This window comes from Croceicoccus estronivorus, from assembly GCF_001625325.1.
Lineage (GTDB): Bacteria > Pseudomonadota > Alphaproteobacteria > Sphingomonadales > Sphingomonadaceae > Caenibius > Caenibius estronivorus.
The window spans coordinates 119717-135207 of the sequence record NZ_JRQQ01000002.1 but is presented as its reverse complement, the minus strand read 5'-3'; the positions used below and the strand labels follow the sequence as shown (position 1 = coordinate 135207).

9 protein-coding genes and 1 pseudogene are annotated in these 15491 nt (G+C 61.5%); 6 read left to right on the top strand and 4 right to left on the bottom strand.

Features of this window, described 5'->3' with window-relative positions; translation table 11 throughout:
- Position 1 precedes the first annotated feature (1 nt).
- The 3 genes from MB02_RS03755 to MB02_RS03745 form a co-directional block, all read right to left on the bottom strand.
- Complete coding sequence (locus MB02_RS03755) at positions 2 to 4648, bottom strand: helicase-related protein (protein ID WP_067532759.1); 4647 nt, start codon at positions 4646 to 4648, stop codon at positions 2 to 4.
- A complete protein-coding gene (locus MB02_RS03750) occupies positions 4648 to 7452 on the bottom strand; it encodes a hypothetical protein (protein ID WP_156495403.1) in 2805 nt (934 codons plus the stop codon). The genes MB02_RS03755 and MB02_RS03750 overlap by 1 nt, the downstream gene beginning before the upstream one ends.
- A gap of 185 nt (positions 7453 to 7637) precedes the next feature.
- A complete protein-coding gene (locus MB02_RS03745) occupies positions 7638 to 8228 on the bottom strand; it encodes a hypothetical protein (RefSeq protein ID WP_206598565.1) in 591 nt (196 codons plus the stop codon).
- A 148-nt stretch (positions 8229 to 8376) separates the two neighbouring features.
- On the opposite strand from MB02_RS03745, the gene MB02_RS03740 reads away from it, so the two are divergent.
- From MB02_RS03740 to MB02_RS03730, 3 genes are all read left to right on the top strand, one after another.
- Entirely contained in the window at positions 8377 to 9264 is an 888-nt protein-coding gene (locus MB02_RS03740; protein WP_067532750.1) for a DNA-processing protein DprA, read from the top strand.
- Positions 9257 to 9901, top strand: a complete 645-nt coding sequence (locus tag MB02_RS03735) for a hypothetical protein (protein ID WP_067532747.1) — start codon at positions 9257 to 9259, stop codon at positions 9899 to 9901. The genes MB02_RS03740 and MB02_RS03735 overlap by 8 nt, the downstream gene beginning before the upstream one ends.
- A gap of 99 nt (positions 9902 to 10000) precedes the next feature.
- On the top strand, positions 10001 to 11173 hold the full coding sequence (locus tag MB02_RS03730) for a DUF3800 domain-containing protein (RefSeq protein WP_067532744.1): 1173 nt from the start codon (positions 10001 to 10003) through the stop codon (positions 11171 to 11173).
- 344 nt (positions 11174 to 11517) lie between these two features.
- Here the strand turns inward: MB02_RS03730 and MB02_RS18145 are convergent.
- A pseudogene (locus tag MB02_RS18145) lies at positions 11518 to 11688 on the bottom strand (type IV secretory system conjugative DNA transfer family protein); the annotation flags it as partial.
- 380 nt (positions 11689 to 12068) lie between these two features.
- Here MB02_RS18145 and MB02_RS03715 point away from each other — a divergent pair.
- The 3 genes from MB02_RS03715 to trbB are packed head-to-tail and all read left to right on the top strand — an operon-like array spanning position 12069 to position 15489.
- Entirely contained in the window at positions 12069 to 14105 is a 2037-nt protein-coding gene (locus tag MB02_RS03715; protein WP_067532735.1) for a conjugal transfer protein TraG, read from the top strand.
- On the top strand, positions 14105 to 14515 hold the full coding sequence (locus MB02_RS03710; protein WP_067532732.1) for a CopG family transcriptional regulator: 411 nt from the start codon (positions 14105 to 14107) through the stop codon (positions 14513 to 14515). The genes MB02_RS03715 and MB02_RS03710 overlap by 1 nt, the downstream gene beginning before the upstream one ends.
- Positions 14512 to 15489 carry a P-type conjugative transfer ATPase TrbB gene (trbB, locus tag MB02_RS03705; RefSeq protein WP_170304619.1) on the top strand — a complete coding sequence of 326 codons (978 nt, stop codon included), beginning with the start codon at positions 14512 to 14514 and terminating at the stop codon, positions 15487 to 15489. Before MB02_RS03710 ends, trbB begins: the two co-directional genes overlap by 4 nt.
- Positions 15490 to 15491: the final 2 nt, after the last annotated feature.

Sequence of the window (15491 nt, the reverse complement as noted above, 5' to 3'; positions counted from 1 at the left end):
TCTAGTCCTCCATATCCACGGGCTGCGGGTCGGCATCCAATTCGGAGCGCACCGCATGCCGCTGCCCGCGGATGATCCGCATGATCTGACGTACCGTCTCGAAATTGACTGCGCGATTGCGCCAGGGATCGCGCGGCGCGGCCTGAATGATGCCGCCGGAGTCGACGTCACGAAGCGAAGTCATTGGCCTGCGGACCGCCTGGGATTCGCGCGATCGCCAGAAATTGGCAAGCAGTGCGGCGTCAGATCGACTAGTGAATGCATCGAGCAGAATCCGCACCCGGTCTTGAACGAACCGTCGATAATGTTCGGCGTGCGGGGCGGCGCCGATAGCCGCGGCTGACCGGCCGTCGAGGCCGACCGCTTCGAGCGCAAAGTCCGTAAGCGCTGCGATGGCCCCGGCTCCGCCTTGCGCATGGCTGTCCGACCAAGCCTTGACCGCAGCGGCCGTGCGAAAGGTCCGCGCCCGGTCTTTGGCGCCATCGGGTGCTCGCGTGAAAGCCTCCTGTTCGACGACGCCGCACAGATAGGTTTGAAGGACGCTTGGAATAATTCGGCGAATGGCCCGTTCGGCCCAACGCTGGACCGCGGGGGGCGGGATCATCCGTTCGAGAAACCGATGAAACTGGTCATGCGTTTCCACGACGTAGCGGTCGCGACGGCTCTGCGGCGTAGGCACCAGGAGGCTAAAACCGACATGGGTGCGGCCGACCCGGCTGGAGGCCTGAATATATTCTGCGATATCGGCGGGTAGACCGGCAAAGAACATGGCGTTGAACTTGTCTACGTCGACACCGTGACTAATGGCTGACGTCGCAACAATATTTCGCAGCACACCTTCGAGCGGTTCGAACGGAGTTCCGGGATTGGCGGCACCCTCCGCCTGGCTCATAACATCCTGAATTTCAGCAATTGTAACGCCACCGGAGATCAGCGCCGTGAGGAATGGGATATCGCCGACCGCAGCTGCACGTTGATCGCGATCAACCTGCGCGGCCAGCGTTTCGATGATCTGGTCGCCGCCCTTTTTATTGGTGACATAGGTCAGCGATATGCGCTGAAGGTCGAGCAAGCTGGCCAGCAGGTCCGGCGCTTGTTGCAGTTCCTGAAGGGCACGGGCGCGGAGCGGTGACAGCGGATCTTCTGGGGGCAGGGCGGCTGAAAGCGCGGCAATCACCTCGTCTGGGGCGCCGTCTTCCAGCGCCCGCCACAATTGGGTGAACGCGAGATGATAGGCGGAAACGACTGACGAGGTCGTCATCGTGTGCGACCGGCCGTTGGTCATGATCGAGACGTACAAACGCATGCGCGGTGCTGACAGCTCGGCCCGTCTCGATGGGGTCAGGCTCTCGGAATAGGCTTGTCGCTCCGCCCGCACTGGTTCGCGGGGCGCCGAGTAAAAGGATTCATAAAGCGACGGCCCGGGGCATGGGAAACGCAGGGGTTCGCGCTGATAGAGCACGCGTAATTGCCGGTCGGGATCGGAGATCGTTGCCGTTGCGGCGATCACCTTGGCCAGGCGCGGACGGCGATCGCCTTGCGACGGCGCCCATTGAGCCGTGCGGTCGGCCAGCATTCCGGTGCCGAAGCGCTGCTCGATCGCCTCGAACAACGTTTCGAACAATCCAGAAAAGGTACCAAGGCTCTCATCGAGCAAATGCCCTTCATCCTGGATCACGAGGCTGGGAAAGGGGTCATGGAAAATATCGGCGCCGTTCGCGAAAGCGGGCTGCAAGCGTTCCCAGCCTCCATCTTCTGCACGAGTGAGCTGCGGGGCCGTGCGTGGCATGAACAAGTGGCCATTGCCCGGATCCCGATAGCGCGCGACACCCAGCATGCCGGCGATCGCGGCGATCGTCCGATCGTGCTGCCCGATCAGCGCGAGCTTGTCGATCGTGCCCAAAACGACCGATGGCGCACGCTGATAAATCGTGTCATCAGTCAGAATGAAAGGAAGCGGGACCCGATGCGGCTGCGGAGGGTTGGTGGCGTTCCAGGCGCAATCTTCGTCGTTGAAACAAACGATGCCGATCCGTCCATGCTGGCCCGGATACCGCCGCATGCCGGTGACCGCGCCGCAACTTGGACAGGTCCGCAGCTTGTCGTAGGCCTCAAGCGCCTCGCGATAACGGTTCGATCGCCGCCGAGCCCGCTTTGCGCTCTCGCTATTGTCCTCCGGCGGATGGAGTAGCGCATCGTCATCGGGATAGGCTGCCATGCCGATGGTCGGTACGCCGCCGAAGCCTTGCGCGGCGCGGTTAGGTGTATTCCCAGACCCCACCCAGAAGCCGATCTCGAAGGGCCAGCTTCCGATTCCTGCGCGTAAACGCACAAGCTCTGCATGGACCAGGACGCGGAGCAGCCGGCGAGCTTGCTGAAGAGTCAGCAAGCGCAACGGATAGCGCACAAGCGCTGTGACGCCGCGCTCCTTGCCCCGCAGGCGATCGAGGAAGAGATTGTAGACGAGCAGGCCGAAAAAGGCTTCGGATTTGCCGCCGCCGGTGGGGAAATAGAGTAGGCTCGCAGACAGTTCGTCACGGAACGCGTCGAACCGATCCGCATAGGCTGGCATGCGGCTCGCGAGCGTTGGCACATGTGCAAGTATGAAGGCGAGCTGAAACAGTCGCCAATCTGTGAAGCGTATGCCCCCATAAGCGGCGAATGCTTCGTTTGTGAGCAGCCACGCACGCCAAGGCGCCGCGCGCGCCTCAAGCTCGACGCGTTCTCGTTCGGACGTGCCTGCATCAAGGGTTTGCTGCGCAGAGCGGGCTTCGATCAGCAGTTCGATTCCGGAGCGAATATATCCGGACTCGCGGCGATAAGCTTCGATATCGGATGCGTGGGCTGCGCGCTCGTGATCAGCGTCCAAAGCATCGAGGTGATCGCCGACATCGACCGCAGCCTGTTCATCGATCCAGGCATCATATGCGTCTGGTAGTGCCAAGAGGCGTTCCGGGGCGGACGTCGGATCACCAAGGGTCGCATAGGCCGTAGGAACGCCTGCAATGGTTCTCGGGTCGATCCTCGGTTGATGGTAGCGGGGGGCGCAGGTCGTCCTCAGAGTGACGGTGTCGTCGCCACTCATTTGCTCAACGCCGCAATTGAGACCCATTGCCGGATATTCGAGCCAATCCCTGAAGCGGTAGGAGGGCTGCACGCGATCAAGTCGAAGCGGACGATGGAGCGCCGCCGGAAGACTTACGGTCAGCCCGACCTGGAAAAGGCTGTGCTCGAATGCGCCAAGGTCGCGAGTCGCCGGTTGAGCTGCGTCGTTCTGAAGTGCGATGCGCATATTGACGCGTGTGGGATCGACGAAATCAGGATCGATATCAGCTACCAGTGCCACCCCAGTAAGGTTGGGGCGGACATCGTCCAGGGTGGCCGGGCGGCGTTGGCGAAGCCCTTGCAAATAGGCGTCCCAGCTTGCGCGATCGGCGAATTGACTGGGAAGGACGGTTTCGCGGGGTCGATAAGCATCCCGCTGCCCATCCTCGCTCGCCAGCCATGTCTGAAGCACGCGATCGATCTCGGCGAGCAAGGCCGTTGCAAATGCCGCGCAGCCATTGTTGCGACCGGTTTCATCGCTCGGCGAGAGGGGCAAGCGCACCGGCTCAAGTGCAAGCGGCACGCGCCGCCATTTCTGCGGAATGGGTTGGGGCGCTGCGTGACGATCCTCGAGCCGCCCGACCCCGGGACGTAGCGGGCCCAATGCGCCTGCTCCCGGTGGCGGGCCATGCTCAGGATCGTCCTCGCTCGGTGCTTCGGGCGCAGATGCTTCCTCCGCGCGGGAAACGTCGCTGTTCTCCGGCTCAAGCAGATCATCGGCGGTAAGCGGCCTTGCCGCCTGGCCTTCGTTGGTATTGAGCGTGATGTTCAGATCGCGAAACGCCCGATCGAACGCCGCCCTGCGGATCTCTGTGCGCTGCCGGCTCCGCTCGATCCTTGCGTTTCGTCGACGCTCGGCCGTGGCTGCGCGCGCTGCAGCCGCCTGCTCAGCTCGGTCGGCCATAGCGACGGCGGCGCGAGCGTCTCCCTGCGCTTCGGCATCGCCGCCTTGGGCGGCCTCCTCGGCAAGATCGGCCCGTTCCCGGGCGTTTTCCGCTTCGGCCATCACGTCGCCGCCACGCTCGTCGGGTTCCTCATCGTCGCTCGGGGGCAGCTGCGCCAAGGCTTCGTCAATATATTGGCGCGCCAGGGCTTCGATCTGTTGTCGCGCCACCCTCGAGAGTTGCGGCTGAGGCATCATCTCATGGCGCGGATCATTGATCTCCTCCCAGCTGGGAAGCTCGCGGACATAAATAGACAGAGTTGGTTGAACGATGGCTTCGCCCGCCGCGTCGGCGGCGAGCTGCAGGTCAAGTCCCAGGGTGGCGAGATGGATATCGCTCGTCTCATCGTCGCCCGTCTGGTCGAAACGAGGGAGAAGGAACCCGCTCACCAATTGCGAAGAAGGTTTCGCACCGAATATAAGGGCGCCGCTGGTGCCCGACCCGGTGCAATGCTCGATCGTGAGTCCCAGCAGTCCGTCAACGATCGCTTCCTTGGCCTCGGTCAGATCGCCGTCCACTTGAGGGGGCACGGCGCGCAAATCCGCTGCGCGCAAGCGAGAGTGCGCTGTCGAAATCGGCTCGCCATCCTGATCGCACATCAATCTTCGTCCTTTGCCGCTTGTTCGACGATTGGCGGTGCCTGCACCGTGTCGAGGTGGTCGAGCGCGCGTTCGCGCAATTCGGCGATGCTGGCACGTAGGGCCGGATCGAGCCCGGCAGCAGCGCCGTGCGGATCAACCAGAACTGAAATGAAGGCCTGCGCCATACGCGTGCCGGCGCGTCGCCGGTCGATGCGCAGCGGATCAATACCCTCGCACCACATCTTGTCTGCGATGGGCGCTGCTACACCGATCGCTTCCATGAAAAGGTCGAAGTCTTCACGGTCCTGCGGCGCGTGCGGGCGCAATTGTTCATCGCTCTGCTGACGGTAGGTTTCCGCGCCGAGCCATTCGGTGACGGCTGCAGTCGTGACGCTCAAACCCTTTGGTTGAAGCTGCGAATGGAGTGATCGAGCCTTGGCCGAGAGGCCGCCACCCGGCAATGCCGGAAGCGAATTGACGATCGCGTCATGGTAAACTTTTACCCATCCACGCGCGAGGATATGAATGGGCAACACCCGGCGAGCATCGTCGGTAAATGCTCGGTCCGGGACAACAATCGCGTCGCCTGTCTGCAGATCGCGCGCCGCCGCTCGATCGAACGGATTGGTTGCGGCCTGTCGGCGATAGACGATCACGGCTGATCCGGGTCTGACGCGTAGACTTCTCCCGCTTTCCAGAGAGACGAGGAGATTGCCGGCATTTTCTGAGCTTCCATCCGTCATATCGACGACGCGATCTGGCACGTCGAGCGGCGGTCGTGATGCCAATTCAAGATCGATGGTGCCGACTGAGCGGGCTTGAGCTTCGCGCTTGCTTGCGGACGCAACAGCGGCGAGGCGTCCGCCGATTTCCTCCTCGCCGCCGAAGGCTGGCTGCCGTGCGAGAGCGGCATAGCTGCCAGCGGTGCGTAACGCGAATGCACGATCGCATAGCACCAACATTGTTGCGGGAAGCCACGGACGGATCATCAACCGGTCCAGAAAAGCAAGGCGTGGGGCGACCAGAATTAGCTGGCGCCAGGTATTACGGGTGTCACCGGACTCGAGCGTCGCGAGCGTCTGCTCCAGCGTTCCGGTATGCGTGATATGGACCTGACCGCGCTCCAGCCGTCGGCGGAGCACCCCACCGACTTCCGAGTTTCCGCCGAATCGCGCGCGTGCCAGGCGAAGGTCGGTCTCGTCAGAGAAGCAAACGATGCTGAAGCTCGAAGATCGGCTCATGGAGATGGCCAGCGCTGCCATCGCGGATCCGATGGGGGTCTCTGAGGCCAGACCGGCATAGGCTTGGCGTACAGAAGTCTCGGCGGCGAGCAGACGTTCGCGCTGCGGTCCTGCCGCACCGTCGTCGATCGCAGCAAGAATTGGACTGAGCACGCTTGACTCCGAGCGTGTTTGCAGAAAGGCTTCTGCTGCTGCTTGGCCATCGAGGTCGCATAGAATCGAATAAGCTTGATCGAGGCCGCAGGGCAGCGCCGCTGCCCGCCGCAGATTTGCAGCGCTGCGTCGCAACGAGCCAGCGATGATCGGATCTGCGCCGCGCGCGGCGGCTGCGAGAGCTTCGAGGGCCGATACACTCGCGCCAGCTGCCGATTGGAATTCTGGTTGCAAGGAGGTCACGGTGCCAGCGGGCGGATCATTCGTTTGCAGGTCGCTTGTTCCGCGGACGATTACAGGCAAGGACATCGCCGTTCGGTTCGCCTTTCGGGCCGGCTTGCACAGCTTGAGGAGTGCAGCGACCCGTCGATGGACGAAGGAATCCTGCGTGATCGCCAGGATGGGCACGGCCGGCTGCCGGGCAATCAAACTCTCTAGAAAGCGTGCAACTTCCGCTTCCCAACCAAAACCCAGGCGCCTCAGACCTGGATAGCAGAGGTCGAGCAGGCAAATGTCCGCTGGGCGCCCACCTTTGGCAGCGTCGAGCGCCTCATGATGCAAGGCCGCGCGGGTGTCTGCGCGCGCAGTTATGCCAAACAATCCGAAGGGGGCGTGTGCCGGTTCGCACAGCGATGGCCGATGATCGGGCAGTTCGCCCATACCGGCACCATATCGGACGCGGCCGAACAGCTCATGCACGGCCGCCGAGAACGGGCGGGGAGTGTTATCACCTCCGTCAGCTGAAAAGAGGGGATAGAGCTCCGCAAGATTGGGGTGGGCCAAGTGTGGAAAGCGCTCCTCCCGCCGGGACAATTGAGAAAAATGGCCCAACATTTCGTGTAGGTCGCGAAGCGTCTCCGAATGCTCCGGCTTTCCCGCCCTTCGTCGGGTTAGGTGAAGCGCATTGGCCCGGATGATGGCACCGCGGTCGACCAGCCAGCGCCGTTGATCGGCGCCAGTCCCGCCACCACGCCAAGGAAAATAGAGCGTGCGAAAATCAGGAACCGCTGCGCAGAAACGGTGTCCCGATTCGACAAGGGGCGCGGCGCTGCCAAGTAACGCGAGCATGGCCAAGGGATGGACAATGGAAATGTCCCGCTGGCCCGCAGGCCATTGCAGGAGCGAGGCTGACTGACCTCCATTCAATGCTGTAAGAAATTGATCGAGCAGTTCGAGCGTCGGCCGGTTGAGCGATGTGGGTGTTCCTAATTCGAGGTCAAAGCGGCGAAAGCGCAATCCCTCGGCAAAGCGCATCGCAGCGGCGGTATCGAGCGCGTCAAACCGCTTGGGCTTTTCGGCTTCGGATTTGGCTGCTGCTGCAGCAGCTGCCTGCCGCTCACGCAGCTCTGCGGCGAGAGCGGATCGACGCGCAGCCTTGTCGGCCTGAGCGGCCTGCATCTTCGCGAAATTGTCGTGCCCCCAACGCAAGCGGTCATGTCCCCGACTTAACTGAACCCTAGGATTGGCTCATTCTGTTGCTTGAATGTTCTACGGTGTAGCGGCTCTGCTGCCAGCAAGCTACCGATATGCCACGTTTCCTCCGAATTGGACCCATTCCGACAGCTATCTCCAAACGTCAGAACGCATAATTAAAGAATAAGTGAGAGATAAGCTTAGTCTCCAATCCTGAATGCTGGCAGAGACAATAAACGAACGGCCATGGCGATCGCGAAGGTTGCGTCGCGGCGAAGATGTTCGTCCGCGCCCAATTGTTCATCAATCACCCGCCGGGTGAGCGAGGCAGGATCATCGACCGAGCGATAGTGGGATAACGGGTTGCGAAGCGACATCAGTCGCCGCAGATCGGCCGCGTCGGTTTCGCTAATAATGTTCCTTGCGAGGCAACGCTTGAGCGTTTCCTGAAACCCGATGCGGTCAGGAAGAATTTCGGCGTTCACCCCGAGGGCGAGATATGAAGCGAGCATATGCTCGGCGAGTCCTTGACTGAGCAGAACCGTGGCCACGAAATTACCGTGGATGAAGCTTGTCCGCGCCTCCGTCCAGGCTGCCCATGTCGTTTCGCCGCCGGTGAGCATTGCACCATTCGAGCCGAGACTCGCTGACAGGTCCGAAAGTTGGCGAAAGCGGGCGACCTTGCCGTGCAGATCATCATGCAGGTCCGCGAGAAGGAAGCGCGCGTAACCAAGATCGGGGACCGGCGAGAGCAGATCAAGTTGCGAATCTGTAGTCATGAACAAATCCAATATTGAACATAAGGAGAACATTGTATAGAAAAATGGTCCTTGTTGCCATCCCATGCTATGCGGCGAGAACCCGAGGATCGGGGCACTGGTTGAAGGAAGAATGGAAAAGTGTCAGCGGGCTGCGCGATGAGAAGCAAGTGATAGGCTGATGCGGTTGGCACTGAGCGACAACGGCCCGGCGGTATCGCCGATCTCGCCCAAGCGGGAGCTTGGCGCTTATGAGGCGCTCTGGTTGCAGCAGGGCAGCACCTTCAAGCGGCTGTCCGACCGCTTTGCTGCCGATCCTTCGGCGCTCCCTTCGGACTTTGTGGCGCACGACATTGCCGATGCGCACGCCGACGAGGCCATTGCTGTTTTCAATGCCGCTGGCGTGCGGAGCTTCGGGGTTCGCATCCATCATGCTGGGGATTATCCAGCCAAGCTCCGTGATGCGCGGAATCCCGTCGAGTTGCTCTACTATCAGGGGGGATGGGAGCTGAGCGAGACACGGTCCGTCGCGATTGTCGGAAGCCGCAATGCGTCAGAAGATGGTGTCCGCCGGGCTCAACGGCTTGCCGCTGAATTGGTCGGTCGTGACATCACGGTCGTCTCCGGTCTGGCCAAGGGCATCGATACGGCTGCGCATCAAGCAGCCATTTCGCTCGGCGGACGGACGATCGCCGTAATTGGAACGCCGCTTGGAACGGCATATCCCGCGGAAAACCGAGCGCTCCAAGCCCAGATTGCTCGCAATCACCTATTGATTTCGCAGGTGCCGGTGTTGCGTTATCGACGTCAGGCCGTCCCGCAGAACCGACTGTTCTTTCCAGAACGCAATATAACAATGAGCGCGCTGACCGAAGCGACCATCATTGTGGAGGCCAGTGAGACCTCTGGAACGCTGACCCAAGCGCGCGCCGCGTTACATCAGGGGCGCAAGCTGTTCATACTTGAGTCCTGCTTTCAGCGTAAAGATATCGCGTGGCCGTCTCGCTTTGCCGAGCAAGGCGCGATCCGGGTACGCCATATAGACGATATCTGGAGCGCTCTTGGCTGAACCGATCCGGCTTTCGCAGATCGACGATAGCACGCGCGGCGACCACCATCACCTCGCGGCAGACGACACATGCCTGTATCTCTACGAATATACATCCGGTCGTGATTATTCGTTCAGCGCGACCAACAATCTCATTTCCAATCTTAAAAAGAAGCCAAGCCAATGCAACGTCCAGAGCCTTGCGCACAAGACGCGGGTGATCGGCGAAGCGGCCGTTGCGCTGCGGCAGTCTCTCAATGCTGGTTGGCTCGGATTTGCGACCTTGGTGCCGGTTCCGGGCTCAAAAGCCCGCGACCATCCTGACTTTGACGATCGCATCGAACGGATTTGTCGCGGAATCGGCGCGCAAGTCGATGTGCGCAATCTGGTTGTGCAGACTGACTCAACGATCGCGTCGCATGAAGCGGTCCCTGGCGAGCGGGTCACATTGGAACAGCTCCAGCAGCTTTATGAGATCGACGAAGGAGCGGCTGCGCCCGAGCCTCGAGCGATCGGAATTATAGACGATGTGCTGACCGCCGGTACGCACTACCGCGCAATGCACAGCATTCTTTCAGCCCGCTTCCCGGCGGCGCCCATTATCGGCCTCTTCATCGCGCGACGGATTTTTCCGCCGCAAGGCGACGATCCATTCTGACATGATTGGGGGGCGTCGGCAGCCCGCAGCAAATATTGATCGGGGCGCAGCGCTTCCCATTTGTCTGAGGGGGCAGGTTTAAGCAACTGGGAGTGTCGCATGTACGCATTCGTCGATGAGTCCGGCAATACCGGCCAGAATTTGTTCGACGAGGCGCAGCCGATCTTTACGACCCTTGCGCTGCTCACCCGATCAGACTTCGATAAGCTTGCGGGTAAGAAGGTGCTGGGTCTAGCCGCGCGGCTCGGCGTTGCTGAACTGCATGCCGCAGAGCTGGGCACCGATCGAATCGAGGAGATCGCGCCCGAATTGCAGACAATCCTGAAGGATGCTGGCGCGCGATTTGCGATCTCCCGGCTTGAGAAGCGCTATTTGCTCGCATCGAAAATTTTCGACGCAATTTTCGATTCCGGCGAAAATCTCGGTGCAGCCTGGCATATCTACAATATCCGACCCTTACGCCTGATGCTGTTGTTCAAGTTTGCTGCCGCAGTCCCGGAGCCGCTGGCTCGCAACTTCTGGGCAGCGATGATGGCCAAGAACCCGCAGGTGGCCGAGGCGGGCTTGGGCAAGTTCTGCGAGGACATGCTCGAGGTGATACCGAGCATGGCCGATCGGGGTGCTGCCGAGCGACTTGAGCAAGCGCTCGTTTGGGCGCGAGACAATTCCGAGGCAATCTATCTGCATTCTTCTGGCAAGCTCGCACGCCATGGTCATCTTCCGAACACGGTCGGGTTCGGCAATCTCCTGGATGGAATCGAGAAGCACTCAAAGCGGCTTGGGAAGCAAATCAGGCTTATCCGGCACGACGAGCAAAGTCAGTTCGCTGCTGCGCTTAAATTTTGGCACGAGACGTTCGCCAATGCCTCGCCTGACGCCGTCGAATGGCTGTACGGTGAAAAATTCGTCATGCAGAAGGGGTATGGTAGTAAGCTGGAGATGTCTTCATCTAAGGACAGCCCGGGAATTCAGGTGGCCGATACGCTTCTGTGGCTGTTCAATCGGCTATCAGCCCGGCGGGAGATCGGTCCGGCATCATGGGACCTGATGCGCCAGGTATTTCGCCATGGATTCCAGACCGACTTCTCCTTTGAGGGTGTCGAGCGGGCAGCGTTGGAAGAATATGGACATATGTTCGACAGCGAGCCGCCCCCCGACCAGATCAAGGCGGCGAGGAAGATGATGGCAGAGCTGGAATCCCGACGGCAGCAGCGCATGCTAGACTATGCCGAAAGCAAGAAGGCTCTGCCTACTGGCGGCACATCAGGATAGTTTTGCAGCCGGCGCTTGACCTGCCTTTGCTGCGCTGCGGACATCGCGAATCCGCGACGAACGAACATTGGGGTTCTCTTCGATCTTGAAGTTGAGCGTCCGCAGATGCGCGGGCGCCAAGGTGTCGACTTCGACTTCGATCCGGAGGGAGTTATGCTCTCGTTCGAAGAGAATGCCGTGGGGATGGCGCCATGTCGGGCAATCAGGCCGAGGACCCGCAGCAGAACGCACGGGCAATGATCGGCGGTCACCTCCAGGTTGGCGATCTGATCACGAGGAACTTCGCGCGGCGTCTGATGCTGGGAAGAATTGGCAGTGCGATTATCGCGGGCGATGGGGTGGGTCACCCGCGCGAGCGTCTTATCCTCCTCGGCATAAAGGACATGGAGGATCGCGCCGACCAGCATCGAATGCGAGGTCTTCTCCCAATGGTTGCGCCGCTCGAGCACGCCTTCGGGGTCGACCAGGATGTCGGCGATATTCTGCACATCGCGCACGTCATTGGTGTCGGGTCGGGAACGACGGCTTCGTCCCAATTCCGGCCAATCGCTACCGCAAGACTAGTTGGTGACCGAACAGCAGGTTTTTGGGTAAACGCTTCGAGCGCTCGAATGTCAGCTATGTTCGCGGAACTCGTCACGGAGTGTGCCGCCAGTAACATCGTCAGACATCTGGCATGCGTAATCCCTTTGAGCACTCGGTTGTCTTGCTGCGCGATTCGTTTTCCAAGCGTTTCCGTCCGAAGCACTCGGAGTTCCTAAGTCGAGAATCCGTCGAGATGTCTGCCACGGCGCAAGCTGGCGCACGTTGGGCACATGGTGAGCGGCAGAGAATGAACGGACAATAGGGCCAACAGTCGGAGGCGCGCTTCTGCGCCTATCGCCAGGAGGCCCACATGACCCCAACCAAGCTGCTCGTTGGCCAGATTTTCATTGTATTCGCCATCGTCATTCTGGGGCTGTGGGCGGCGACCCAATGGGCGGCGTCCATGCTGGGCTATCAGGCTCAGCTTGGTGCCCCGTGGACGATTGCATTCGACACACCGATCTACCGGCCCTGGCAGCTCTTTCGTTGGTGGTATCACTATGAAGCCTATGCGCCGGAGGTGTTCGACAAGGCCGGGGCGCTGGCCGGTGCCAGCGGTTTTCTCGGCTGTGCGTCCGCCATTGCCGGTTCGCTCTGGCGCGCTCGGCAGAAGCGCAATGTCACCACCTATGGCTCTTCCCGCTGGGCGAAACGCTGGGAGATCGCCCGTGTTGGCCTTTTCCGCAATGCCGGCGTGTTCCTGGGGCGGCACGGCAGCGAGTATCTCCGCCATGACGGGCCGGAGCATGTCATGGCCTTCGCGCCGACGCGCTCGGGTAAGGGCGTCGGGCTTGTCGTTCCCTCGCTGCTGTCCTGGACGGGCAGCGTCGTTGTCCACGACATCAAGGGCGAGAACTGGACCCTGACGGCGGGGTGGCGGGCGCGCTTTTCGCATTGCCTGCTGTTCAACCCGACCGATGCACGTTCGGCACGCTACAATCCGCTTCTGGAGGTGCGCAAAGGCCCGGACGAAGTGCGCGACGTCCAGAATATCGCGGACATTCTCGTAGACCCGGAAGGCGCACTGGAGCGTCGGTCGCATTGGGAGAAAACGTCCCATTCGCTGCTGGTCGGCGCGATCCTTCATGTCCTCTACGCCGAGGAAGAAAAGACCCTCGCGCGTGTCGCCACCTTTCTGTCCGATCCGCAGCGATCGTTCGCGCACACGTTGCGCCGGATGATGGCGACCAATCATCTCGGCACGAAAGAACATCCGCAGGTTCACCCGGTCGTCGCCAGCGCGGCGCGCGAAGTCCTGAACAAGTCGGAGAACGAGCGCAGCGGCGTCCTGTCGACGGCCATGTCGTTCCTTGGGCTATACCGCGATCCGATCGTCGCGCGGAACACCAGCTCATGTGACTGGCGCATTGCCGATCTGGTCGATGCGAAGTCCCCGGTATCGCTCTATCTCGTCATTCCTCCGTCGGACATTTCTCGTACCAAGCCGTTGGTCCGGTTGGTGCTTAACCAGATCGGTCGACGCCTGACCGAACGGCTCGAAGGCGACCCGAAGAAGAGCCGCAAACATCAACTCCTCATGATGCTGGACGAGTTTCCGGCGCTCGGGAGGCTCGACTTCTTCGAGACCGCGCTCGCCTTCATGGCCGGCTATGGCATTCGCGCCTATCTGATCGCCCAGAGCCTCAACCAGATCAGCAAGGCTTATGGCGAGAACAACGCCATCCTCGACAATTGTCATGTCCGCATCGCGTTCAGTTCTAACGATGAGCGCACGGCCAAGCGGATTTCCGACGCCCTCGGCACCGCGACCGAACTGCGCGCGCAGCGTAATTATGCCGGGCACCGGCTCGCGCCCTGGCTCAGCCATGTGATGGTGTCGCGGCAGGAGACCGCCCGTCCGCTGCTGACGCCGGGCGAAGTGATGCAATTGCCGCCTGCCGATGAACTGGTGCTGGTATCGGGCCTGGCCCCGATCCGCGCGAAGAAGCTGCGCTATTACGAGGATCGGAACTTCACGTCGCGCGTGATGCCACCGCCCGAACTATTGAATGGCTGCTGGCGTGATCGGCCTGCGCCGCGGCCCGACGACTGGAGCGGACAGGTGCGTGGTCTGCACGAGAAGCTGGCGATCGAGGCTGAAGGCGACGGCCTTGGCGAGGACGGCGAAGGCGGCCTGCAGCAGCAGCGCCATCCCGGCCTTCCCGAAGAGCAATCCGTCAAACCAACCGAGCGCGCGCCGGAAGTCGCCCCCGGTGATGATGATGACAGCGATCCCGCCGCCGATCGGCGCGCCATGACCACACTCAGCAATGTGGCACGCGCCGTCGCCGTCAACGAAGGCAAGGATCGCGGCGACCTGATCCCGAGCTTCGGAGGGGATCAGTGATGCTGAACCGCGACAAGGTCCGTTATCAGCTCTTCCTCGAACCCCGGCTCGCAGAGCGACTGGAAGAAATGGCCGCACAGCCGGGCGTGGCTCGCTCGGACATATTGGTGGCCGCACTCGACGCCTGGCTCACCCGGCAGGGAAGCAACGAACTGGATGAACGGTTCGGTCCCCGGCTCGATCGGATGAGCTTGCAGATCGGACGCCTTGGGCGCGACCTGCAGGTGCTGCTCGAAAGCCTGTCGCTCTTCGTTCATCAGCAATTCTGCCTCAACGCCCAGATTCCCGAGCCCGATGCAGCCGCGCGCGCCGTAGGGCGCGAACGCTTCGACAGGTTCATCGAACAGATTGGCCGCCAGATGGCTTCCGGCGCGAAGCCGCTGGCAAATGCCAATGAGGCCGCATCATGAGTGGTCCAGCGAATATCCAGGCACAGGGCCGCCGCCGCGCGATGCTGCGCACGGCGATGGGGCCGGCCATCGCGGCGGCGCTTACCGATGCGCAGGTCATTGAGATCATGGTCAACCCGGACGGTGTGCTGCGGCTTGACCGGCTGGGCGAGGGCCGCGTGGATACTGGCAACAGGCTCGAAGCCGCCGAGGCAGAACGCATCATCCGCCTGGTCGCTTCGCATGTCCGTGCCGAAGTGCATGGCAATGCACCGATCGTCTCAGCCGAATTGCCCGAGGGTGGCGAACGGTTCGAGGGGCTTTTGCCCCCAGTATCTGCCGCGCCGTGCTTCTCCATTCGCAAACCGGCCGCACGCATCCACCGGCTGCTAGACTATGTCGCCGATGGCATCATGCGTGCCGAAGTTGCGCTGGCGCTGTCGATGGCGGTGGTCAAGCGCAAGAATATCCTGGTTGCCGGCGGCACGTCGTCGGGCAAGACCACGCTGGCTAACGCGCTCTTGAACGAAATGGCCGCGCTCGACGAGCGGGTGATCCTGATCGAGGATACGCGCGAGCTGCAATGCGCCGCGCCCGACACGGTGGCGCTCAGAACCCGGCCGGGCGTCGTCAGTATGGCCGATCTGGTGCGCTCCACCCTGCGTCTTCGTCCTGACCGTATCATCGTCGGCGAAGTGCGGGGCGGGGAAGCACTCGACATGCTCAAGGCCTGGAATACCGGCCATCCGGGCGGCATCGCGACCGTCCATGCCAACAGCGCACGGTCCGCGCTTTACCGCATCGAACAGCTCGTTTCGGAAAATGTCGTCACCGTTCCCCGGCGCCTGATCGCCGAGGCCATCGACCTCGTCGTGTTCATTTCCGGGCGCGGCACCGGCCGAAAGGTCGAGAGCGTCGCCGAAGTGACCGGACTCGATGCCGATGGCGACTACGCCGTCACCGATCTCGCCATTCCCCACAGCACAGGAGACTGAAT